This window comes from Thalassospira sp. (assembly GCF_002709775.1).
Classification (GTDB): Bacteria; Pseudomonadota; Alphaproteobacteria; order Rhodospirillales; family Thalassospiraceae; genus Thalassospira.
Genome location: NZ_PAQR01000005.1, coordinates 46,215 through 70,513 on the forward strand (window position 1 = coordinate 46,215; position 24,299 = coordinate 70,513).

Genomic DNA, 24,299 nt, shown 5'->3' on the forward strand with positions numbered 1-24,299 from the left:
GGTACACTTGGAATGTCGAATAAAAACAGATGCATGCTAACACAGGCTCCTGACAATTCTGGCAGGATGATTTTGCGGTTCCCCCTGCTCGCGAACTTGACCGCACACAACGACGCTCATAGGCTCGAGACAGCATTTTACAAATGACGCCCCAACAAACAGGACAGCCCGAATGACCACCCCGCAGATCATGATTCTGGCCGTACTGCTTGGCACGGTTGTGCTGTTTTTGTGGGGCCGCTGGCGCCATGACATGGTCGCCATGGCGTCCCTTCTGGTTTGTGTGGTTTTGGGGCTGGTGCCAACCGATGCGGCCTTTGTGGGCTTTGGCCATCCGGCTGTAATCACGGTGGCCTGCATCCTGATCCTGTCCTCTGCCCTGCAACGATCCGGTGCGGTCGATACCTTGTCACGCACGGTCTTGCCGCAATCGGCTGGCCCGTTTGTTACCATGGCCGCCCTTAGTCTTCTGGCCGCCATCCTCTCGGCCTTCATGAACAATGTCGGCGCATTGGCGCTTTTGATGCCGATCGCCCTTCAGGTCGCCAACAAACAGGATCTGCCGCCGGGAAAAATCCTGATGCCGCTGGCCTTTGGCTCGATCCTTGGCGGCATGACGACCTTGATCGGCACGCCACCCAACCTGATCGTTTCGGGCTTCCGGGCCGAGGCGACCGGATCGGGCTTTTCTATGTTTGATTACAGCCCGGTCGGTATCGCCATTGCGCTGGCGGGGCTCGCCTTTGTCATTCTGTTTGGCCGGTTTCTGGTGCCCAACCGCGAACGTGCAGGGGCCGAGGGATTTGAAACCGGATCCTATCTGACCGAGGCCCGCATTACCGAGGGCAGCAAGGCCACCGGCATGTTGCTGCGCGATATCAACGAAGAGCTGGAAAAGTCCGACGCCCAGATCATCGGCCTGATCCGCAACGAAACCCGCATCCCGGCCCCAAGCCAATACCGCGAACTCAAACAGGACGACATCCTTCTGATCGAAGCCGAACCGGAAGGATTGGCAAGCGCGCTTGGTAGCCTCGAGCTTACCTTGGAGGCCGAATGGCGCGACGCCCGCGCCAAGGAAGCCGCCAAGGAGGCGGAAAAACAAAAGGCGCTTGAGGAAAAAGAAGCCGAGAAAGAGGCCGAGCAATCAGACAACGCAGAAGAGCCGGCAAAGACCAAGGCACAACAGGCAACAAAACCTGCTGAGAAGGAAATTGCTGCGCAAAAAGACGATGCGAAAGACAGTGCGGATAAGGGCGACGAACACGACGACAATGAGGCCGACAAAAAAGCCGAGCCGCATAAAAAGCCCGTCCAGTCCGATGACATTTCCCTGATCGAAGTCGCGGTACTGCCAAACGCCGCCTTCATTGGCCGGTCGGCTGCCGATATCCGCATTCGCAGCCGCTATGGCGTTAACCTGCTTGCGATCTCCCGTCAGGGCCACCGCTCCATGAGCCGCCTGCGCACCATGAAAATGCGCGCCGGTGACGTGCTTCTGATGCAGGGCACACCGGCCGCCATTCATGAATTTGGCAACCGCCTGGGCTGTGTACCGCTGGCCGAACGGTCGCTCAACCTTGGCGACAAGACCCAGGCGCTGAAGGCGACCGGCATCATGGCGATTGCCATCGCCCTTGCCGCCTTTGGCATCCTGCCCGCCGCCATTGCCTTCGCACTCGGTGTGCTCGCAACCTTGCTGACCGGTGTGGTGTCACCACGCACACTTTATGACGCGGTCGATTGGCCCGTGGTGGTGCTGCTCGCGGCCCTCATCCCGGTCGCCAATGCCATGGAAAGTACCGGCAGTGCCGATCTGATTGCGCGCTTCCTGCTGGAATCGGTCGCCCAAGGCAATGCGGTGATCGCCGTCGGCCTGATCCTTGTCGTCACCATGACGCTTTCTGATTTCATGAATAATGCCGCGACCGCAGCCGTCATGTGCCCAATTGCAATCGGCAGTGCCGCCCAACTCGACGCCAGCTCCGACCCGTTCCTGATGGCGGTCGCCATCGGCGCGTCCTGCGCCTTCCTGACCCCCATCGGCCATCAGAACAACACCCTCATCCTCGGCCCCGGCGGCTTCCGCTTCGGAGACTACTGGCGCCTAGGCCTGCCGATTGAGATCATTGTCGTGGCAGTTGGGGTGCCCACCCTTCTATGGGTTTGGCCGCTTTAGTTTGTCTCGCTCGCTTTCTTCAACGACCCATGAAACGAACTTTTCGGCGTAGTTGTCTTCACGACCCTCATCCCCTGGGGCTCTGATGGCGAAGTACCCATATCCATTGCGATAACTGCAGCCAAATGGCTCGGTAAGGATGCCGGTTCTCAGGGCCTCATTTACCAGTGGCCTCCCCACCAGCGCGATCCCCTGCCCGGCAATTGCAGCCTGAACGACGGCATTATAATCATTAAACCGCGCACCACCGCTAAGCGGTAAGGCAGGCCCACCGACAAGGCTCACCCAGCGTTGCCAACTGAGCTGAATTTGCGCCGATTGCGTCCAGTCAAAATGAAGCAGCGAAAACTCGGCCATAGATGCAATATCAAGCGGACGCTTCTTGTCGGCGATCAATGACGGGCTGCAAACGGCAATGGTTTCATCTTCGAAAAACCTGACCACCTTCAGATCACCTTGAACTTCTTTTGTGTATCGCAACGCGACATCCGCATGACCATGCGCCACATCCGCAAAGCGCGTTGTTGAATCCAGAAGAATATCGATCTCGGGATTGTCCGCCTGAAAACGGCCAAGACGCCCCACAAGCCATGCCTGTGCGAAAGACGGATCGACCGAAATTCTCAATTGTCGCCGTCCATCATATTCACGAATTTTGCGCACCCCGGCGCTGAGATTTCCAAAGGCGACGTGAAGCTCGGCCAAACCGGCCTCGGCTGCTCGTGTAATAGCCACGTTGCGACCATCGCGAATGACAAGGTCCTGCCCAATCACATCTTCAAGACCGCGCACCAACTGATGAACGGCCGCAGGACTAACCCCCAGTTCCTCTGCGGCCTGCTGGAAGCTTCCGTGTCTTGCCACGGTTTCTAACGCGCGGATGGATTTAAGAGATGGCAACCACCCGGATATTTCAGAATTTAGTTTTTCTGACTTCATTGCAAATTTCAAATGATTGGATTTCACCAAATTTCTTTTGGAATATTGGATCACAACATCCGATCTTGAACAATCACAACTTAATTGAACTTAAACGTGAAACCTAAACATCTGCTTCTGGCAGCCCTGATGTCGATCATCTTTGGCATGGGCTGGGTTCTGGCCAAGGCCGCACTCGACCACTTCCCGCCCATCCTCTTGGCAGCGTTTCGCTTTGCTGTCGCAGCCATCGTCTTGATCTGGTTTGTCAAACCGCCATTCGGCCAGATGCGCAACATCATGCTCATCTCCGCCCTGGCCATTACGGTTCCCTATGCCATGATTTATGTCGGCCTCAAGGACCTTGATGCGTCAGCGACCATTCTTCTGGTCCAACTTGAAGCACCGGTTTTGATTATGCTCGGTGCCCTCATGCTTGGTGAAATGCCGGGCTACAAAAAAACCATCGGCACCATGATCGCTTTTGCTGGCATCGTTTTGATCGCTGGCGACCCTCACATTCGGAGCAACATTACCGCTGTTGCATGGGTGCTGGGCAGCATCCTGACATGGGCTGTCGGACAGATTAAAATCCGCAAACTTGGGCAAACCGGCGGCTTGCGGAATCTGGCATGGATTTCGGCTTTTGCTTTTCCTCAGCTGCTCTTGACTTCCGCACTTCTCGAAGACGATCAGATAGGCTTGATTCTGAATGCCACGCCAGCGGTCTGGATGACGGTGATCTATCTTGGCATGGCCATGACAGTCGGCGGTGTCGGTATCTGGTATCACCTGATCGGGAAATATCCGGTGGCGTTTGTCAGTCCGTTTTTGCTGCTGGTGCCTGTCACGACAATCTTTGGCGGGGTTCTATGGCTCGATGAAAGCCTAACCCGGATGTCGGTAATAGGGGGCGCCATCATCATCGCAGGTGTTGCGTTGGTTATTGTCGAACGCCCCACTGCGCGGAAACGGCTCAAGGCAGGCAAGACCGCCAAATAGGCTTGGCAAAACAAAAAGGGCAGCCGATGGCTGCCCTTCGCATTTCGATATGGTCGTGCGGCTTAGCTGTCAAAACCAAGGTTCGGCACCGCAACGCCATTGGCGCGGCAGGCCGAGATCAGGGTGTTGTTGAGCAGGCACGCAATGGTCATCGGGCCGACACCGCCCGGGACCGGGGTAATGGCGCCAGCGACCTTGGATGCGGTTTCAAACTCGACATCACCGACCAGTTTGGTTTTGCCGTTTTCCCCGTCGATGCGGTTGATGCCAACATCAATCACGGTGGCACCCGGAGCGATCCAGTCACCCTTAATCATGTTCGGGCGGCCAACGGCGGCAACGACGATATCGGCACGACGGACTTCATCAGGCAGGTCGCGGGTACGCGAATGCGCGATGGTGACCGTGCAGCTTTCCTTCAGTAGCAGCTGCGCCATCGGCTTGCCAACGATGTTCGAACGGCCCACAACGACGGCGCGTTTCCCCGACAGATCCCCAAGGGTGTCTTTAAGCAACATCAGGCAGCCATAAGGTGTGCAGGGGGCAAAGCCTTCGCCGCCTGTCGCCAGGGCGCCGGCATTGACAACATGGAAGCCGTCGACATCTTTGGTCGGGTCGATGGCGGCCAGAATGGCCTGTTCGTTGATATGCTTGGGCACGGGAAGCTGACAGAGAATGCCATGCACGTTTTCATCGGCATTGAGCTTGGCGATCAGCGCCAGCAAATCAGCCTCGCTGGTTTCCGCCGGCAGCTTGTGCTCATAGGAATTCATGCCGCATTCAAGGGTCTGCTTGCCCTTGTTGCGCACATAGACCTGGCTTGCCGGGTCTTCACCGACCAGAATGACGGCCAGACCCGGTGTTACGCCATGTTCGGATTTAAGCTTTGATACTTCGGCTGTGATATCGGTGCGCAGGTTGGCTGCGAATGCCTTGCCGTCGATGATTTTCGCGTCACTCATATGTCTGTCCGCCCCGTGAGTTGGGATATTTTCGCCATCAGCTCTTCGGGATTTCCGTCGATCAGCAGCGTTTTGGTGCGATCAGTTTGCCCGGAAACAATCCTGACCGACGATTTAGGACATTTGGCCGCTTTTGCCAAAAGTTTTATCAGCGCCTGATTGGCCTTGCCGTTCTCGGGCACGGCCGTCACCGACACCTTTAGCTGCTCCTGCCCGTTGGCATCGACCATGACATCACCAATCGCGTTGCGTGATGCCTTTGGCGTCAACCGAACGAACAGTCGAACCCCTGATGGCTCGGACCGTAACACGGGCGCGGGATCAGACATTGTCTAAATGAGACAATTTAATAGGTGAAATGAGACATCAATACCCGACAAGCGCCATCCGGACGTCGGTCTGGATCAGCATATTGGCAAATTGCAGGACCAAGATAAGGATGATCGGCGAGATATCAATACCGCCAAGATCGGGCATGATCCGCCGGATCGGGCGCAGTGCCGGTTCGGTGACACGATACAGGAAATCACCGACCATATAGACGAACCGGTTGTTGGTGTTGATCACGTTGAACGCCACAAGCCATGACAGGATTGCCGAAGCAATCAGCATGAAAATGTAGATCCCCACCACAGTGTCAATCAGCCAGAAAATCGCCAGCATCGCCGCTCCTTACAATCGCCGGGCACATGGATGTTTTGGGCCCGGAAAGATGTTTGCACGCAGCAAAACCTAGTCGGCAATGGCCGCTAACGCAAGCACACAGCGTTGATTTTGGTGCAATTGGCGCCAAGTTTTCATCGCTTTGTGATCATGCTCACCAAAGGCGCTAAAAACGCAGGCCCTTAACGCCCTGCCAGAAACTGTCAGGAGATGTCAGTCCCGCCCCGATTACGCCTTGTATACAGGCCCGCTTCAACGCCAGAATGTGGCCATTGAAGGAGGAGCTATCATGTCGAATACCGATCACTCGCGCTGCGGCTGGGCATTGAGCCATGCCGACAAACCGTTTTATGTCGACTATCACGACAGCGAGTGGGGTGTTCCGGTGCATGACGACCGGCATTTCTTTGAAATGCTGATCCTTGAGGGTGCCCAGGCAGGCCTGAGCTGGCTGACCATTCTGGCCCGGCGGGATACCTATCGCGCGGCTTATGACAATTTCGATGTGAAAAAGGTCGCGGCCTACGACACCGCGAAGCAGGAGGCCCTTCTGGCTGATCCGGGGATTATTCGAAATAAATTAAAAGTCGCGGCGTCTATTCAAAATGCGCAAACATTCATCGCGATCCAAAAAGAGTTCGGAAGCTTCGATTCCTACATCTGGTCATTTGTAGGAGGAAAGCCGGTGATCAATCACTGGAAAAGCATGTCGGATGTTCCGGTCTCGACCGAACTCAGCGACAAAATTTCCAAGGATCTGAAAAAACGCGGCATGAAGTTTGTCGGCACCACGATCATCTATTCCTTCCTGCAGGCCACCGGCATCGTGATGGACCACACCACCGACTGTTACCGCTACGAGGCGCTAAGCTGAGGTTGAACCGCGCAGTAACAGGCTGGTTTCAAGCGTGATGGTCTTGCCCTGCTCTTCGGACAGGGCCATTTCGGCCGCCAATCTGCCCTTTTCAACGGAATCCTGATGCATAGTGGTGAGTGGCGGATCGGTGCGTTCGCCGGCTTGAATGCCATCAAAACCAATGATCTTGAGGTCACCCGGCACGTTGCGGCCGATAGCGCGTGCGGCGTCGATGGCGCCGATGGCGATCACGTCCGACATGGCGAGAATGCCGTTGATGTCGGGATGGTCTGCAAGAAGCTCTTTCGTCATTTTGGCACTGTGATCGGACTGGTTGTCGCATTCGATATGGACAACATCACTTGCCGCAATCCCGGCGACCTCAAGGGCAGCGTGATAACCCGCCAAACGTTCGCGCACCACCCGGTGGCTGGCAGCGCCCAGACGGTTGGGGCTCATCGGGCCGAAGTGATCATGTTCGGTTGCCTGCAGAGACAGGATGGCGAATTTCGAAGCACCACAATCAAGCAGGTGCCGGGCGGCATTTTTGGCAGCCGAAAAGTCATCAAGCCCCACGGTGCCCGCCGCACCGGCAATGTCGGTATCGATGCTGATCAGCGGCTGATTACGGCGCTGGATAGCTTTGATGATGTCATTATTGTCGGAATAGCAATGCACCAGAAAGGCATCGACCGCCGCATTGTTTACAGCCGTAATCGCTTGTTCGGGATTTTCGGCCGAGATGATCATGACATTGACACCATGGCGCGCGCATTCGCGCCCGATCCCGCGCAGTAATTCAATCGCCACCGGATCGCTAAAGGCATATTCAAGATTATCCGGGAAAACGACACCGAGTGCCCCGGCCTTGCCGGTACGCAGCATGCGCGCCATGACATGCGGGCCGCGATAGCCAAGCTCACGCGCGGCTTCAAAGATGCGCTCGCGGACTTCCGGGCGGACAAGATCGGGCTTACCAAAGGCGTTGGAGGCCGTGCCCTGCGAAACCCCGGCCGCCTTGGCGACATCGAGAAGTTTTACGCGTTTTGCCATGCCTGCCTGATCCCCGAAACCGTCATTACTCGTTTGAATTGGCGACACTATAGCCAGAAGCAAGGCCCCACGACCAGAGATCAGTGACCAAAGTTTTTCAACAGCCCTCTGAAAGCCCTAACGGGACTCAGGCCGGGTATTGCGGAAGGTCAGGTTGATACGCGGACCAACTTGCCGGGCGGTTTTGGGCAATTGATGGACCCAGCAATGCTGTGTCGAACCCGACATGATCAGTGCCGAATTATGGGGCAGATCGACGCTGATGCGATCCCCGGTTTTCTTGTGCCGGAAATGAAAGCGGCGTTCCTGCCCGAAGGTCAGGCTGGCGATCACCGGGTTTTCACCAAGAACTTCCTCGTCATCGGCATGCCAGGAAACACTGTCGCGCCCGTCACGATACTGGTTGAGCAACACGGTATTAAACGCCACACCGGCGAGGTCTTCGGCCAAGGTTCGCAACGGGGCGACGATGCGGGGAAACGGGCTTGCCGGGTGATAGACGCCGCTATAGCGATAGGCGACTTCGCCATACCAAGCGGTCAGGCGCGGGACCGCAATTTCTTTGCCATGGATTTTGGCGGTTTCCTGTTGCCAGACGATGTTGCTTTGAAGGCGGGCAAAGGTCTTGTCGGCCTCATCATCAGCCATGATGTCACGCAGCAACAGCACTTCGCCATCGAAGGGCAAAAGGTTGCGTGGTGGTTCATTGGCAAACAGATCGCCGGTCATGATTTTCCCCGGAATTCAGATTGCCAAAGACCTAGGATGTTCCTTGCTGAAACTCAAGCCACAGTTCGCTGATATATGCGTTTTTGCAACAGCTTCTAGCCGTTGACGAGGGTAACACCCGCCTCACTGGCATAGCGCTCGACGTCCTCGACACTCAGGCCCGCTGCGCTATAGAGATTGATGGTTTCAAGCTCGAGATCGGTTTCGGAATCGGCAAGCGATTGCAGCGATGCGGTCAGGCTGCGCTGGGAATCGAGCACATCAAGGAAGTCCGAAAGCCCCTGCACATAACGCACACGCGACTGTTCAAACGCGTCGCGGTGATATTGCACCGATGCGATCAGGGAATCACGCTGTGCCACCGCCCCGACATAACCGTAAATCGCGCTTTCGACTTCCTCGATCGCGGTCAGAAGAGTCTGGCGATAGGTGAGGAAGGCTTGTTCTGCCTCTTCCTCGGCAACAGAGATATTGGCCCGGCGTTCCCCGCCATCATAAAGGGTGGCATCAATCAGGGCTCCGATGGCGGCCATGGCGGTGCGGACAATCGGGCCGGTGCCATAGCCGGTCACACCAAGGGCAAGCGAACCATCAAGGGACAATTCCGGATAGAGTGTCGCCGTCTCCACGCCGATTTGCGAGGTCGCGGAAATTAGCGCCAGTTCGGCTGCACGCACATCCGGGCGACGGCGCAGCAAATCAGCCGGGATGCCGATTGGCGGGCTGCTTTGAAATTCCGGCAGGGGCGATGCATCCAGCAACAGATCGCGATGGGTGCCCGGCTGCGCCCCAACCAGAATGGAGATCGCATTGATCGAGCGGTCAATGGTGGTTTGCAGGATCGGAACCGTGGCCTCAAGATCAGCGACCTCGGCCCGGGCGCGCGACAGATCGAGTTCCGATCCAAGACCGGTCTGCAAGCGGACCTGAACAATGTTGCTGGTCTGGCGTTGCAGATCAAGCGAGTCCTGCAAAAGCGCCAAACGCCGCTGCGCCCCGCGCAGTTCGATATAGTTTCCGATGATGTCGGCAATCATGGTGCGATAGACATCTTCGCGCAGATAGACTTGCTGAAGGTAATCCGCCTCGGCGACTTCTTCCTCACGCGTCTGACCGCCCCAGATATCGGCAGTCCAGGAGAAATCAATGCCCGCGCCATAGCCCATATCTGTTACCTGATCACCGCTGGCGCGGCTGGATGTCGACCGGCTGGCAGAGCCATCGACCGATGCGCCAACCTGCGGACCATTGGCCCCGGCAACACCGCGCGCGGTTGCAGCAGCGGCCCGGATGCGGCTGACCGCGATCTGAAGGTCGAGGTTGTTTTCGACCCCTTCATTAATCAGACCATTTAAAACCGGATCGGTGGTGCTTTCCCACCAGCGACCCTGTTCGGTCTGATTGGCGGCAATCACCGGGATTTCCGGCGTATAGGCCCCGACCAGATCAAATTTCGGTGCAGTGTAATCCGGCCCGACCGACTGGCACCCGGCAAGGGCGAGCAACAGGGCAAGTCCCGAAACAGCAGAAATGTGAGGATTATTCATATTATTTCGCACTTCCTTGAAGGCCGCCACTTCCGGGCTCATTCGCCACATGTGATGCCGCCTCGCCGTGATCGGGAATGGCTTCTGCGGCGCGCAACTGGCTTTGCAGTTTCTTGCCGCCATCAGCACGGGCCGAAACCAGTGGGGCGAGCAAAAGATAGAGCACCGGGGTCAGGAACAAGGTAAAGACCGTGGCAAAGCCAAGACCGCCAAACACGACCCAACCAATGGCTGCGCGGGCTTCTGCCCCGGCACCCGAACCAAGCACGAGCGGCAAGCCGCCCAGCACGGTCGAGATCATGGTCATCATGATCGGGCGCAGACGGACCATGGCGGCATCATGCACTGCTTCACGCACCGACTTGCCCGCATCACGCAGCTGATCGGCGAATTCGACAACCAGAATGCCGTTCTTGGCCATCAGACCCACCAGCATCACCAACCCGATCTGGCTATAGATATTGATCGAGGTGCCACTAAGAGCCAGCGCATAGATGGCCGCGGCCAGACCAAACGGCACGGTCAGGACCACCACAAGGGCGGAGGTAAAGCTTTCGAACTGGGCTGCCAGCACCAGCAGCACGACCAGAACCGCAATCAGGAAAGTGATCTGCACATCATTGGCGGTTTCGCCAAGGGCGGCCGCATTCCCCAGGAACAGGATGCCGACACCGGGTGGCAGCAACTGATCACCGACCGCGTTCACGTCTTCGACCGCCTCGGCCAGGGTATAGCCCGGTGCGAGGTTGGCCGAGATGGTGACAGCGCGTTGCTGGCCTTCGCGTTCAAGTTCGGAGGCGACAGCTTCCTCACTGAGCGTAATCACAGAAGACAGCGGCAGAACGCGACCATTGGTGCCGGTGACAAACAGGTTTTCAAGATCGGACGGGTCATTGATGCTGCCGAGCGCGCTGCGCAATTTGATCGGCACATTCTGGTCATCGACATTGATTTCGGTGACTTCATACCCCTCGATCATGGCGCGCAGCGTGGTATCAAGTTCCTCGATCGGGATGCCAAGATCAAAGGCGCGCTTGCGGTCAATATTGACCAGAAGCTGTGGCTGGGTGGTCTGATAGGACACCCGAAGACCGGTGAGGCCGGGATAGTTTGCCTCGATCTCCTGCTGCATGGCGCGCGCGTTATCGGCAAGGGTGCGATAGCTTGTCCCGGTCAGGGCAAATTCAAGCCCCTCGCCGGTGCCACCGCGCAAGCCCAGACTGTTGGGCTGCCAGACATAGGCCTGCACCCCCGGCAGCGCATTCAGATCACCCCGAATTGAATCGGTAATTTCCTGTTGGGATCGCGTGCGTTCTTCCCATGGTTTCAGCGGTGCAATCACAAGCGCGCGGTTCGGATCCCACAGGCCGACAATGGTGTAGATGTTATAGGCATCGCCCGCCTCGACCACCGGGCGCAGGATGTTTTCCACTGTCTCGACCTGGCGATCCATATAGTCGATGCCAACACCATCCGGCCCGCGCATGGACACCAGAATACGGCCGCGATCCTCATCGGGCAGGAGTTCCTGTGTGACACTGGTATAGACGCCAAAGGCAAGACCACCCGATACGATACAGATCATCACGGTGATGACCGGACTGCCAAGGGCGGCTTCGAGAATGCGGCGATAAATCCCGGCAAAGAAGAAGCCGACACGTTCCAGCATATTGGGCGCATCATCGGTTTTGCCGTCATGCGGATCGATATGCTTAAGCCGTGATGCCAGCATCGGACAAAGCGAGAGCGCGACAAAGGATGACACCGCCACCGCAAAGGCCAGCACAAAACCGAATTCACGGAACAGGCGGCCCGCCGTGCTGGGCAGGAAGGAAATCGGCACAAACACCGAAATCAGCGTCAGCGTGGTGGCGATGACCGCAAAGAACACCTGACGGGTTCCAAGAACCGCAGCGGCCATGGAACCAAGGCCCTGATGGCGGCGGCGCTGAATGTTTTCCAGAACGACAATCGCGTCATCAACGATCATACCGGTCGCCAGAACAAGTGCGAGAAGGGTCAGGATGTTGATCGAAAAGCCCATCGCCCAGATGGCGGCCACCGTGCCGATCAGGGCAATCGGAATGGTGATGGTCGGGATCAGCGTCGCGGTAAAGGAACGCAGGAAGAGGTACAGCACCCCGATCACGATGACCACGGCAAGGCCGAGGCTATAGATCACTTCCCACAGCGCGCCTTCGATAAAGACCGCATCGTCGGAGTTCACGAAGACATCAAGGTCGTCATATTGCGCGTTCAGGCGTTCAACGACGTCGCGCACACCTGTCGAAATGGCGATGGTATTTGATTGTGCCTGACGGGTAATCGAAAGCCCGATCACGGTGCGGCCATTCAGGCGCACATAGGACGACGCATCATCCGGGCCGTAATAGATATCGGCAACATCGCCCAGAAGAACGCTGTCACGCACCAGCATCTGATTAAGCTTGTCGACTTCCCAGACCGATGCATCAGCACGAACAAAAAGCTTCTGATCGGAGGATTCAAAACTGCCGGCCGGAATATCGAACTGGGCGGTACGCAGCAGATCGGCGACATCCTGAACCGAAAGACCGTAACTTGCCATGCGCAGCGGATCGACGCGCACATGCAAGACACGTTCACGATCACCATTGACGCCGACTTCGGCGACACCGGGCACTGACAGCAAGGCCGGGCTGATCTGGTCTTCGACGATATTGGCGAGTTCTTCTTCGGTCAGGCGGTTGCTGACAACCGCAATGCGCATAATCGCACTGGCATCGGCGTCGGCCTTGACCACGCGGATGTTTTCAACCCCGTCGGGCAGGCTGCGTTCCGCCCGGCTGATGGCTTCGCGGATGTCGCTTGCGGCATCGTTGATTTCAACATCGGGATAGAATTCGATGCGGATGCGGGCATTGGCCTCTTCGCTTTGCGAGCTGATTTCCTTGATGCCACTGACGCGTGATGCCGCACTTTCGATGATGCCGGTGACTTCGGCATCAACGGTTTCGGGTGATGCCCCGTCATAATCGGCGGTAACGGTAATCGTCGGGCGATCAACGTTGGGCAGTTCGCGAATTTCCACACCCAGCATGGCAGCCAAGCCCGCCAGAATGATCAGCATGGCGACCACACTGATCAGAACAGGGCGGCGGATACTGAGCGATGCAAGGTCGTTATGATCGTGATTGTCGGTTCCCGTCGTCATGATCAGGACCCCTCGCCCGCACCTTCGCGGGTGGCAACGCCACCGCCGTCGGACTGAACATTATCACCGCGGATTGAGGCCGAAACGGTTCGGCCCGGACGCAGGCGCAAGACGCCCTCGACCACGACCAGATCGCCTTCGGCAATGCCACCATCCAGCAGGATGCGGCCATTGGTACGTTTCACCACACGGACCGGTACGCGCGAGACCTTGTTTTCATTATCGATGCGCCAGACATAGGTGCCTTCGTCGCCCCACAGGACGGAAATTTCGGCAACAGCCGGGTATTGTTTGCCTTCGATATCGACGTAAACCGCAAAGGACATGCCTGCGAGCAGGCGGCTATTGGGGTTGGGCACACGCGCGCGCACAGCAAAGGTGCGGCTTTCGGGATCGATGCGGCTTCCGATGGATTCAACAACCCCGGTAAAGACTTCACCCGGAAGGCTCCAGGTTTCAACCCGGACCGACTGGCCGGGGCGGACATTGTCAAACCGGGTTTCGGCGACTTCGAAATCGACCAGAATGCTTTCGATGTTATCAAGGGTGACAATGACCGTGGCGCTATCAACACGATCGCCCGCCTCGACCTGCGGGATGCCGACAATGCCATCAAACGGGGCCAGAATGGTGCGATCAGCCAGATTGACCTCGGCCTGATCAAGGGCAATGCGGGCCTCGGCCAATGTTGTGCGCGCGCTATCAACTTCGCTTTCGGCAACCGCACCGAGTGGGCGGGCCTTTTCATAACGGGCAAGAAGCTGTTCGGCATCGCGAGCCTGAACGGCGGCAAGATCACGGGCAAGGCGTTCACGTTCGGCATCAAGGATGACAAGAACCTGACCTTTGGTCACCTTGTCGCCGGCACGAACCAGCACATCGGCGACTTCACCCGATACCGCGGGATAGATCGAAACACCAAGGGCGGATTTGCCCGTCCCGACCGCCTCGACCACGGTTTTTTCATCCATCAGGCTGGCATATTCGGCAATGACCGGAAGACTGCGTTCGCCGCCGCCACGCTGTGCCGTGCTTGCGGGTTGCGCATCGGGCGCGATCAGCGCCGTGATGTCGTCTTTGGCAAAGAAATAGGCAGAGGCCGCAACTGCAATCAGTGCAACACCTGCGATCACAAGCGTGGATTTACGCGCCATCACATTGAACTTCCAAGTCGGGCTGACCAAACAACCTTAAAAACCCTGTTCCCGCCCCGGGAAAGTGTCGGTATTTCAATTCTATACCCCCGATGGGGCTTTATGCTTTTTCTGAAATCCCGTTGCCCGAAACGATATTGCAACCGGCCGGTCAGAACCACACAAAAAGTGTATCAGAAACGTCGCAATTTGTATCTTAACAGCCGATAAAACCTGTGTTTTGACCCGAACAATTCGGCCAAATGCAACAGGCCTGCACACCCGATATACGGTGTGCAGGCCCGGATTGTTCAACTTTTACTGTCGGGATCACAAGACCGCGCAAGCAAGCGCAGATCAGGCGGCACCGCGCCTTTGCGATTGAGGGAAGGCGACCAGATTGTCCTGACGCCAGATATCGGACGCATCGGTTTCATCATCCGCATCATCCACCCCTTCATCACCAGCAGCAGAGGCCACCGCGCGATCAAGGGACGCTGTGAGCTCGGTCACATTGCGGTCGACCTCATCAGCGCGACGGTTCAGATCAAGGCTGAGCTTGCGGGTGACATCGATATCTTCGGACACAGCACCGATGGCTGTTGCAACATTGCGCACCGCATCGCCAGCAAGGGAAATGGCACCTGTGATTTCCTCGGTCTCGCGGCGTTGATGTTCTACGTCACCTGCGACCTCGTCAGAAATCGACATCATGGACCGCACCGTGACCCCGACATCCTCCATCGAGGCGACGCAACGATCGGTCACCGCCCCCATGGCGTTGACATGTTCGGTGATCTGTTCGGTCGCACGTTCGGTCTGGCTTGCGAGGTTTTTGACCTCTGCCGCGACGACGGCAAAGCCCTTGCCGGCATCGCCCGCACGGGCGGCCTCAATCGTTGCGTTAAGGGCCAGCATATTGGTCTGTCCGGCAATGCCACGGATCAGATCAACAATCTGTTCGATGCTGGTCGCGACTTCGCGCAGGTCATCCACCGCACGCGCCGATTCCTCGGTCGATCCGACGGCATTCTGGGCGATTTCGCGTTGATGTTCGACGCGGTTGGCAATCGACACAATCGCTTCGCGCAGACGATTGGCCGCATCGCCGATGGCGTTGGAATGTGACTGGCTGTCATGGGCGGCACTGGTGGCGGTTTCGGTCTGCACCGTGACGCGTTCGGCAGCAGCCGCGACCTCGGTGACGGCTTCGCGCATACGGGTGACCTGATGATTGACCGATTTGACAAGGCCGGTGGTCTCGCCCTCAATCGTTTCGGCCATCGCACCCAGTGAAGCGCGACGTTTTTCTTCTTCGATGCGCTGAAGCGTAATGCGTTCTTCGGCCATTTTTTCGATCTTGAGCGCATTTTCGCGGAAGATCGCCACCGTACGCGACATGGCACCGAATTCATCACGACGTTTGATATCGGCCAGCGTAATCTCGGTATCATTCTCACTGAGCCGCGTCATGTCGCCATTCACGCGACGCAGCGGACGCAGGATGCTCATGGCAATGCCAAGGGCGAGTGCAACGGCAATCAGAACCCCGATGGCCGCAACCACGATGTTGGTCAGCGCCGAGTTTTCCGACTGGCTGTGGGCGGCATCAACAAGGGCCGTCTGATTTGCCATGGCCTCAGTGCGGATATTCTGGGTGATGGTCTGGACTTCGCGGACAGCAGATTTGAAGTCATCCATTGATTGGCGGAAGCCTGCGATGGAGGCTTCAAGCTGATTTGCGCCCTGTTTAAGCAGGTCATTGTCACGAACGGCGTAGGAAAACAGCTTTTTCTCATTACGGGTCAGGCCATCAAACGCGGATTTGATTTCTTCTTGCAGGTCGGTGAGGGCGGATGTCTGGGTACGCGCAGCTTCGAGTGATTCGGCGGTGCGCAGGATCGGGAATTGCAGCGAATTGACGATGGCGGCCAGATTAGCAGCCCCCAGTTTGTCGGCGAATTTTTCGGCAATGGCGGGATCGCGCTTGGCGATGAAATCTTCAAGACTTGCGGCAGATTTGCCGAGCTGATTGGCACCAAGCAACATGGTTTCGGACGCGGCAGACAGGTTTTCTGCACGCAGCACCAGTGGTTCGAGCGTTGCGATGTAATCGGCACTGAGACTTTCGAGTGCGTTGGCGCGATCAAGATCACCATTGGCGCGAAGCTCGGACACAAGGGTCGCGCCACTTTGCTCGGCTGCTTCACGCATGGTGGTGATGCCTTCGCGATCGAGCGGATCGACCGTCTGGGCAAACAAAAGAACCTGGTTGGATAGGCGTTCAAGTTTCAGCGCATAGTCATTGGCAAGCCCGACCATGCCGGTACTTTTGGCAATGCGATCTGCATGGGCACCAAAGCCCAGAAGATAGGTCGATGACAGGGCCGACAGGCCGACCAGCAAAACCACCAGCACGAAGAAGCCGGCAAAAATGCGCGATCCGATGCGAATTCGGTCAAGAAACATGGAATATCCAAACAGCGAAATTTACGTTTGGCGTGATCCATACATGCGTGCCGGGCCCGGAATTGTAACAGTTGGATGAAATCCGCATTCATCCATCAAACCGGGTGCGGGGCGGACATTTATCTGGCGCAAAACAACATTTCGACCGGCCGAAAATGTTCAAATGAACACATCCCTATACAATTGGACGAGGGTCATTATCCGTTTCGGAATGCGTCAAAATGGCGATTTTTCAAGGAACCCCGTGCGACTCGATCCCTTGCCGCTACGTCGGCGGTGCGTGCGTCTATTTTCTGGAATGATGCCAATTAAAATGTCGCCATGACAATATTGTACAAGCTGGCACGTAAAAGCGCGGTTATACTGACCCGATGAACAATGCTGCGCGACAGAACACGGCCGCCCAGCGTCGCCAAACCTCATCCAGACCGGCGACCCGGCGCCCCCGCGAGATTGCCCGACATTGGCGGGCAGCCGAGGGCATTGATATGTTCGAAGCCGATTACAAGAATTTCTCCTTCCCCAAGCACAGCCACGACTATTACGCCTTTGGCACGATCCTTAATGGGGCGGAGCGGTTCATGACGCGCGGGACCAATTATGTCGCCGCACGCGGGCAGCTTTTGATGATGAACCCGATGCAGGTTCATGATGGCGGACCGGCATCCGATGATGGCTATCAGTACCAGATCATGTTCATCGACCCGAAGGTGTTTGGCGATCTGGTCAGCGAGATTTCCCCCAAAAGCGCCGGCCTGCCGTTTTTTGGCAATTGTGTGGTGAGCGACCCGGAATTGCATTTGCAGCTACAAGGGCTGCATCGCCTGTTTCGGCCGGGGGCAGAGGATGAGGCAACCCGTCTCGAACGCGATAGCCAGCTTCTTTACAGTGCCGCACGGTTTTCGCTGCGCCATGCCGATGCCCCGCCCTATCTTTATCAGCCGGGCTCAGAGGACAAACGGGTTCAGGCCGTGATTGATTATATGGCCGCCCACCTTGATGCGAACATATCGCTTGATGATCTGGCGGCCATAACCGGGCTCAGCCGGTTTCATTTGCTGCGCGTGTTCCGGGCCGCAACCGGATTGCCGCCGCATACCTATTTCAATCATATGCGGTTGAGGCGTGCCAAACGGCTGCTGTTTGACGGATCGAGCATTGCGGATGCGGCAGCCGCGACCGGCTTTGCCGATCAAAGCCATTTGAACCGGCATTTCAAAACCATGTGGGGTGTCAGCCCCGGTGCGTTTATCGCGAGCCTTGATTCTTAATCGAGGCGCCTGCCCATGACGACGCGTACACGGGCAGGCAGTTTGATTCTGGCTTAAGCTTCGCCGTTGCGGCGTTTCATCGCATCGACGACCAGACACAGTTCTTCGAACAGAACCTGTGCGGCGATATGGGCGGTGTTGGTGGTGGCATCATATTGCGGGGCAACTTCGACAACATCCGCCCCGACAAAATCAAGTCCCTTAAGCCCGCGCAAAATTGCCAATGCCTCGCGCGAAGTCAGGCCACCGACTTCCGGCGTACCGGTCCCGGGCGCGAAGGACGGATCGAGGCAATCGACATCAAAGGACAGATAAACCGGGCCATCGCCAACCACTTCACGGGCCTTTGCGATCACGGCATCAATGCCCATTTTCGGCACTTCTTCGGCATGGATCACCGTCATGCCGCTGTCATAGGAAAACTCCCAGACATATTCCGACGCGCCACGAATACCGATCTGAATGGTGCGTTCCGGGTCAAGCACGCCATCCATCACCGCCTCGCGGAATGGGCCGCCATGATGGAAGCGCGAACCATCATATTCGCCGCAGGTATCGCAATGGGCATCAAGATGGATCATGCCGACCGGGCGGTCCTTGCCGACGGCCTTCTGGATCGAATAGCTGATCGAATGATCGCCGCCCACCGCAATCGGGATGACACCGGCACCGACAATCTTCTTGAAATAGGCTTCGATATCCTCGTGGCAGCTTTCAAGCGAGTAACGGCTGCGAAACGGCACATCGCCGATATCGGCAATGCGCGCCATGGCACCGGGCACCATGCGCAGCACATGTTCATACGGACCGATGCGTTCGATATTGCGCACCGCGCGTGGACCAAGGCGGGCACCCGCCCGGTTGCTCACACCGAGATCCATCGGCACCCCGACAAGGGCGATATCAAGACCTTCGAAATTCTCGCTCTCGGCGTCTGCAGCAAACGGCGCATCCAGGAAGGTCGGCACGCCGGCAAACGGCCATTTGCGCCCGCCGCTTTCGGTAAATTGCGAGGCCGCCACTTCGCGGAAATGCGGGTCGAACATGTCCCCGCCTTTGGCATTACCGTATTTTTCGCGCAGTTTGGCGAGCTTGTCGTTTGTGAACATGGGACCTCCTGAAACATCTGGCCAAACGGGACAGACGGCCAAATTCATATGATGCGCCGATCAGATCAAATTGCGTTGATTGGAAAAATCACGTATTCCTGAACTTTACTTTGGCAATCTTCAAAGTAATGAGTTCATACGCAGGAACCCCGCCCGATGTTCACGGAACAGGCCGATCTAAAGCTTTTGCGCATATTCCTGACCATCGTTGAGGCCGGGGGTTTTGCCGCGGCGCAAAGTGATCTCAATCTGTCACTTTCAACAATTTCAAGCTATGTCACCGCCCTTGAGACACGGCTTGGCTTTACGCTCTGCAAGCGTGGTCGGGGCGGCTTTGCCTTGACACGCGAAGGTCAGGTGGTGTTTGAAGAAGCCCACCGGCTTTTCAAATCAGTCGCGCAATATGAAACCAAGATGCGGGCCCTTCGTGACAAACTAAGCGGCACGCTGACAATTGGGCTTACCGATAACACCATCACCGATCCCGGTGCGCGGCGGATCGAGAAAACCATCGCACGATTTATGGAACGGGCGCCGGATGTGACATTGAATGTCGTGACACATCCACCCAATGATCTGCTGCGCGAGGTGGTGATGGATAATATCCAGATCGGGATTTGCAGCTTTCCGAAAACGGTTTTGGGCCTGCGCTACATACCGCTTTACGACGAGGTCCACCGGTTTTATTGCGGATCGGATCACCCGCTTTTCCCGCTGGCCGATGCGGAAATCGATATTGATGAAATCCGGCGTTATCGCCTGATCGGGCGCAAATCCTGGCTCGGTCGGGACTTGAAGGAATTCGCCATTTCGAGGCCACATGCCACCGTGTCGGACATGGAGGCCGAGGCACGCCTGATCCTGTCAGGTGCGTTTCTGGGTTACTTGCCCGAACATTATGCCAAGCAATTTGTCGAGGCCGGGCGGATGCGCATGATCCTGCCCGAACGGTTGAAGGTGAATGTCACCTTTCAGGCCAGCCTTGATGACAGCAAACAACCCGATCCGATCACCAAGATGTTCCTTGATATGCTGATCGCCGATTTCGCAGACGCGCCTGCCTGACGGACATGTGAAAAAGCGGCAATAGCAATATCGTCCAATACCGACTATCTGATATCGGCGATGATGGTGCCTGAAATAATGGCTCCTCGCCCACCAGCGATAAAAAAGGAAGTGCCGGTCACCCCCCAAAGAACCGGCACCCAAGATTGAATAGGAAACGTCGGACATGTCACGCCCCGGACAGACCGAGAATCAAACCGAAAACGCGCCCGAGAAGTCACCCCAGACCGGGCACTTTGACGCAGACACCATTCGGCGCGGCGCGATTGCCTGCCTGCCGCTTTTGCCGAGCACCATCATCTTTGGTGCGGTGCTGGGCGTGCTGTCAGCACAGCGTGGATTGTCGCTTAGCGAACTTTTGTTCATGAGCCTCGCCGTCTTTGCCGGATCGGCCCAGTTTGTGTCGGTCGATCTGTGGCGCGAAACCATTCCGAGTGCGACGATCATCATCGCAACTGCCGTGATCAATATGCGCTATGTCCTGATCGGCGCGTCACTGCGCCCTGTGTTTCGCGGCCGCCCGCTTTGGGTCAAGGTGAGTGGCATGCATATGGTCGCCGATGAAAACTGGGCGGTGACCATGACGCAAAAGGACCTCGCCAATCCGGGTTTCCTGCTGGGCGGCGGGATCTTCCTGGGTGTTGTCTGGGCAACCGGCAACACGGTGGGGTACCTGCTGGGCGGTGGCATTCCCGACCCGGAAGTCTATGCGCTTGATTTCGCTTTTACCGCCGTGTTTGCTGCGCTGACCATTGGCATGTGGAAAGGCCGCGTGGACCTTTTGCCATGGATAGCAGCAGCGATTGGTTCGATCATCGGGCATTTCGTCCTGCCCGGAACCTGGTCAATTCTGGCCGGTGCCGGTGCCGGGGTACTTGTTGCCGCCCTCACATGGCGCGAAGACATGGATGCTGACAGCCTTGAAGCCGAATGTGCCGTTGAAGGCCGGGAGGCTTACGGCGCGCCGGAAGGCATTACGGATGCCACACCCGTTACGGAGACAGGCAAATGACCCAGTTCCCCGATCTGACAAGCTTCAGCCTTGAGGCCGTTTTGACCATCCTTGGCATGGCAGCCGTGACCTATGGCATGCGCCTTGGCGGTCTTTTGATGGCGGATCGTTTGCCGCAACATGGCCGCTGGGCCCATGTTCTGGAACGCCTGCCCGGTGCAGTTCTGATTTCCGTCTGGGTACCCAGTGCGCTTTCGGCGGGTGCGATCGGCATTGCCGGTGCAGCGGCCACCGTGATTACCATGGCGGTTGCACGTAACCTGTTTGCTGCAATGGCGGTCGGTATGGTTCTGGTCGGTGTTGGCCGCTATTTCATCGGTAACTAACCATCCACCGAAGAGATCACAAAGAAAAAGCCGCCCTTTTATGAGGGCGGCTTTTTACATTTAATGGCAGGCGATGATTACGCCGCAATCAGGTTCTGTTCGCGGGGGGATTCGAACTTGAGGTTCGGCCAATCGCTTTGGGTCGTTTCGAGATGCCAGGCATTTCGCGCGATGAAGACCAGCGTTTCGTCGTGATCCTCAAACAAGGCCGACTGGTTGGTATCGCGGAACTTCTTGATTTCCGCTGGATCACCAACCACCCAGCGCGCGGCATAGGCCGGGGTCTGTTCGAAATGCACCTTGATGCCGTATTCGGCCGAGATGCGTTCCTTCAGGACCTCGAACTGCAGTTGTCCGACCACGCCGACGATCCAGTCTGCACCCATCATCGGTTTGAAGACCTGGGATGCGCCTTCTTCGGCGAGCTGTTCAAGTGCGCGCTGAAGGTGTTTGCCCTTGAGCGGATCATCCAGACGGACTTTCTGTAGCAATTCCGGGGCAAAGGCCGGCACACCGCGGAAGCGAAGGTCTTCACCCTCGGTCAGGGTATCGCCGATACGCAAGGTCCCGTGGTTCGGAATGCCGATGATATCGCCCGGCCAGGCTTCTTCGGCAATGTCACGTTCATTGGCAAAGAACAGCATCGGGTTATGCACCGCCATCAGTTTACCGGCACGAACGTGCTTGAGCTTCATGCCACGTTTGAAGTGGCCGGAGCACAGACGAATAAACGCAATGCGGTCACGGTGGTTCGGGTCAATGTTGGCCTGTACCTTGAACACAAAGCCAGCAACCTTTGGCTCGACTGCCTCGACCAGACGCGTTGCCGCTTCCTGCGGGCGCGGGGTCGGTGCGATTTCGCCAATGCCGCGCAACAACTCACGCACGCCAAAGTTATTGACGGCTGAGCCAAAGAAGACCGGCGTCAGATGCCCTTCGCGATAGCTTTGCAGATCAAAAGGCGGGCACATTTCGCGCACCATTTCGACTTCTTCGCGCAGCTTTTCGAGAAGATAATCCGGGATCAGTTCATCAAGCTTCGGATCATCAAGACCCTTGATCGGAATGGCTTCCTTGACGACATTGCCACCTTTTTCCATGAACAGAAGCTGATCATTGACCAGATCGTAGCAGCCATGGAAATCACGGCCCGAACCGATCGGCCAGGTGACCGGCGAGACATCAAGGGCGAGATCCTGTTCGATCTGATCGATCAGTTCGAACGAATCACGGGCTTCGCGGTCAAGCTTGTTGACGAAGGTAGTGATCGGCACGTCACGCAGACGGCAGACCTCAAACAGCTTGCGGGTCTGGGCCTCGATGCCCTTCGCACCGTCAATCACCATGACGGCGGAATCAACTGCGGTCAGCACGCGATAGGTATCTTCGGAAAAGTCTTCGTGGCCCGGCGTATCAAGCAGGTTGAAGATGTTCTTTTCAAACTCGAAGGTCATCACAGCCGAGGATACGGAAATACCGCGGTCCTGTTCGATCTTCATAAAGTCCGAACGGGCACCCTTCTGTTCCTTTTTCGCCTTCACCGCACCGGCCATCTGAATGGCACCCCCGAACAGCAGCAGCTTTTCCGTCAGGGTCGTTTTACCCGCATCCGGGTGGGCAATGATGGCGAAGGTACGACGGCGCGATACCTGCTGGTCAATCATCGACATGGTTATCAACTTTAATCCGATATGAATTTCTTGGCGCGCAATGTAGCGATTTTTAACGGTATTGCCACCGTGAAATCATCATATCGGACATGAAGCGGACGGTTTAACCCAGCCAAAACTGCGAAATGACGCCGATTGCGAACGACCCGACCAGCGCATAGACCAGATAAAGCGCAAAGACCGGCTTTTTCACCAACGCAAAGACAGCGATGGCGGCTGGGATGGATGACACACCGCCAGCCACCAGGAAGGCCATTGCCGCCCCCGATTGCATGCCCTGCGCGATCAGGCCCTCCATGATCGGAAGGGCAGCATAGCCGTTCAAATAGGCCGGCACCCCAACAAGGGTCGCAATCGCAATCGGGCCAAGCCCGTCCCCACCGAGCAATCCACTGACACTTTCGGCCGGAACATAGGCAACCATGATGCTTTCAAGCAGGAAGGCGAAAGCAAGCCATTTGCCCAGGAAGATCATGTTCGACACAGCGGACGTGCGGAACTTTTTGATCCGTTCATCATCCTGCCAGAACTTCCAGAAAACCGCATTGTGCGAACGGACCTTCGCCCCGCCGCAACCGCCATTGCCAACGCCGTCGCGCAGCGGATCAGAAAGAAAGCCCTGCGCGCCCAGCCACATGGTGACAAAACCGCCCATCAAACCAAGCGCAATCGCCGAGATCATTTTGATCACCGCAAAGTCAGTGCCGAGCGTCCCCATGGTCAGAACAAACATCGCCGGATCAATCACCGGGCTTGCGAGCCAAAATGCCATGACCGGGGCCAGTGGAACCCCCATGGCCAAAAGGGCTGCAATCAGCGGTATTACGCCGCAAGAGCAAAAGGGCGATAGCGCGCCAAAGGCAGCAGCAGTAAAGACCATGCGCACCGGCCGCCCGGCAAAGGCACGTGAAATCAGGTTATCGGCCCCGGTTGCAGTGGCATAGGCGGCAATCCCGATGGAAAGCACGAGGAACGGCGCGGTTTCAGCAAAGGAATGGGCCGTGAACAGGACGCTTGGCACAAATTGTGGCGCATCAAAGATAAAGATCGCGGCAAGGATGATGCAGGCGGCCAGCAGAACACGATCAATCTGTCGTGCAGATGACCCGAAGCGGCGCAATTGAACTGTCAGGGCACTCATA

General features: G+C 56.9%; 20 protein-coding genes. 7 read left to right on the plus strand and 13 right to left on the minus strand.

Annotated features, from left to right (window positions below):
• Window positions 1-172 precede the first annotated feature (172 nt).
• Window positions 173-2,179, plus strand: a complete 2,007-nt coding sequence (locus CMO10_RS02355; protein WP_297018692.1) for an SLC13 family permease — start codon at window positions 173-175, stop codon at window positions 2,177-2,179.
• Here CMO10_RS02355 and CMO10_RS02360 read toward each other — a convergent pair.
• Entirely contained in the window at window positions 2,159-3,172 is a 1,014-nt protein-coding gene (locus CMO10_RS02360) for a LysR substrate-binding domain-containing protein (protein ID WP_297018693.1), read from the minus strand. The genes CMO10_RS02355 and CMO10_RS02360 overlap by 21 nt on opposite strands.
• 42 nt (window positions 3,173-3,214) lie before the next feature.
• On the opposite strand from CMO10_RS02360, the gene CMO10_RS02365 reads away from it, so the two are divergent.
• Window positions 3,215-4,099 carry a DMT family transporter gene (locus CMO10_RS02365; RefSeq protein ID WP_297018694.1) on the plus strand — a complete coding sequence of 295 codons (885 nt, stop codon included), beginning with the start codon at window positions 3,215-3,217 and terminating at the stop codon, window positions 4,097-4,099.
• A gap of 62 nt (window positions 4,100-4,161) precedes the next feature.
• Here CMO10_RS02365 and folD read toward each other — a convergent pair whose 3' ends face one another.
• Genes folD through CMO10_RS02380 form a run of 3 tightly spaced genes read right to left on the minus strand, consistent with a single transcriptional unit; the run spans window position 4,162 to window position 5,724 of the window.
• Complete coding sequence (gene folD / locus CMO10_RS02370; RefSeq protein WP_297018695.1) at window positions 4,162-5,061, minus strand: bifunctional methylenetetrahydrofolate dehydrogenase/methenyltetrahydrofolate cyclohydrolase FolD; 900 nt, start codon at window positions 5,059-5,061, stop codon at window positions 4,162-4,164.
• Complete coding sequence (locus tag CMO10_RS02375) at window positions 5,058-5,390, minus strand: DUF167 family protein (RefSeq protein ID WP_297018696.1); 333 nt, start codon at window positions 5,388-5,390, stop codon at window positions 5,058-5,060. Before CMO10_RS02375 ends, folD begins: the two co-directional genes overlap by 4 nt.
• A gap of 37 nt (window positions 5,391-5,427) precedes the next feature.
• On the minus strand, window positions 5,428-5,724 hold the full coding sequence (locus tag CMO10_RS02380; RefSeq protein ID WP_297018697.1) for a YggT family protein: 297 nt from the start codon (window positions 5,722-5,724) through the stop codon (window positions 5,428-5,430).
• Window positions 5,725-6,013: 289 nt separating this feature from the next.
• Between CMO10_RS02380 and CMO10_RS02385 the strand changes: the two genes are divergently transcribed.
• Window positions 6,014-6,598 (plus strand): DNA-3-methyladenine glycosylase I, encoded by a 585-nt coding sequence (locus CMO10_RS02385; protein ID WP_297018698.1) that lies wholly within the window; start codon window positions 6,014-6,016, stop codon window positions 6,596-6,598.
• On the opposite strand, the gene CMO10_RS02390 is transcribed toward CMO10_RS02385, so the two are convergent.
• The 6 genes from CMO10_RS02390 to CMO10_RS02415 all read right to left on the minus strand — a co-directional run bounded on the left by CMO10_RS02390 (window position 6,590) and on the right by CMO10_RS02415 (window position 16,704).
• Complete coding sequence (locus CMO10_RS02390) at window positions 6,590-7,633, minus strand: LacI family DNA-binding transcriptional regulator (protein WP_297018699.1); 1,044 nt, start codon at window positions 7,631-7,633, stop codon at window positions 6,590-6,592. The two genes, CMO10_RS02385 and CMO10_RS02390, sit on opposite strands and share 9 nt — an antisense overlap.
• Window positions 7,634-7,750: 117 nt before the next feature.
• A complete protein-coding gene (locus CMO10_RS02395) occupies window positions 7,751-8,362 on the minus strand; it encodes an alpha-ketoglutarate-dependent dioxygenase AlkB family protein (protein WP_297018700.1) in 612 nt (203 codons plus the stop codon).
• A gap of 95 nt (window positions 8,363-8,457) precedes the next feature.
• Window positions 8,458-9,909, minus strand: a complete 1,452-nt coding sequence (locus CMO10_RS02400) for an efflux transporter outer membrane subunit (RefSeq protein ID WP_297018701.1) — start codon at window positions 9,907-9,909, stop codon at window positions 8,458-8,460.
• 1 nt (window position 9,910) lies between these two features.
• Window positions 9,911-13,102, minus strand: coding sequence for an efflux RND transporter permease subunit (locus CMO10_RS02405; RefSeq protein ID WP_297018702.1), 3,192 nt, complete (start codon window positions 13,100-13,102; stop codon window positions 9,911-9,913).
• Window positions 13,103-13,104: 2 nt separating this feature from the next.
• Complete coding sequence (locus CMO10_RS02410) at window positions 13,105-14,256, minus strand: efflux RND transporter periplasmic adaptor subunit (RefSeq protein WP_297018703.1); 1,152 nt, start codon at window positions 14,254-14,256, stop codon at window positions 13,105-13,107.
• 336 nt (window positions 14,257-14,592) lie between these two features.
• A complete protein-coding gene (locus tag CMO10_RS02415; RefSeq protein WP_297018704.1) occupies window positions 14,593-16,704 on the minus strand; it encodes a methyl-accepting chemotaxis protein in 2,112 nt (703 codons plus the stop codon).
• 488 nt (window positions 16,705-17,192) lie between these two features.
• Between CMO10_RS02415 and CMO10_RS02420 the strand changes: the two genes are divergently transcribed.
• Window positions 17,193-17,975, plus strand: coding sequence for an AraC family transcriptional regulator (locus tag CMO10_RS02420; RefSeq protein ID WP_297018705.1), 783 nt, complete (start codon window positions 17,193-17,195; stop codon window positions 17,973-17,975).
• Window positions 17,976-18,028: 53 nt separating this feature from the next.
• On the opposite strand, the gene speB is transcribed toward CMO10_RS02420, so the two are convergent.
• Entirely contained in the window at window positions 18,029-19,084 is a 1,056-nt protein-coding gene (gene speB / locus CMO10_RS02425) for an agmatinase (protein ID WP_297018706.1), read from the minus strand.
• A gap of 156 nt (window positions 19,085-19,240) precedes the next feature.
• Between speB and CMO10_RS02430 the strand changes: the two genes are divergently transcribed.
• From CMO10_RS02430 to CMO10_RS02440, 3 genes are all read left to right on the plus strand, one after another.
• Window positions 19,241-20,149, plus strand: coding sequence for a LysR family transcriptional regulator (locus CMO10_RS02430; RefSeq protein ID WP_297018707.1), 909 nt, complete (start codon window positions 19,241-19,243; stop codon window positions 20,147-20,149).
• A 166-nt stretch (window positions 20,150-20,315) separates the two neighbouring features.
• Entirely contained in the window at window positions 20,316-21,161 is an 846-nt protein-coding gene (locus CMO10_RS02435; protein ID WP_297018708.1) for an AzlC family ABC transporter permease, read from the plus strand.
• Entirely contained in the window at window positions 21,158-21,487 is a 330-nt protein-coding gene (locus CMO10_RS02440) for an AzlD family protein (RefSeq protein WP_044827231.1), read from the plus strand. Before CMO10_RS02435 ends, CMO10_RS02440 begins: the two co-directional genes overlap by 4 nt.
• A gap of 77 nt (window positions 21,488-21,564) precedes the next feature.
• Here CMO10_RS02440 and CMO10_RS02445 read toward each other — a convergent pair whose 3' ends face one another.
• Window positions 21,565-23,157, minus strand: a complete 1,593-nt coding sequence (locus CMO10_RS02445) for a peptide chain release factor 3 (protein ID WP_297018709.1) — start codon at window positions 23,155-23,157, stop codon at window positions 21,565-21,567.
• Window positions 23,158-23,260: 103 nt separating this feature from the next.
• The gene (locus CMO10_RS02450; RefSeq protein WP_297018710.1) at window positions 23,261-24,298 is read right to left on the minus strand and encodes a permease; all 1,038 of its coding nucleotides are present in this window, start codon (window positions 24,296-24,298) and stop codon (window positions 23,261-23,263) included.
• Window position 24,299: the final 1 nt, after the last annotated feature.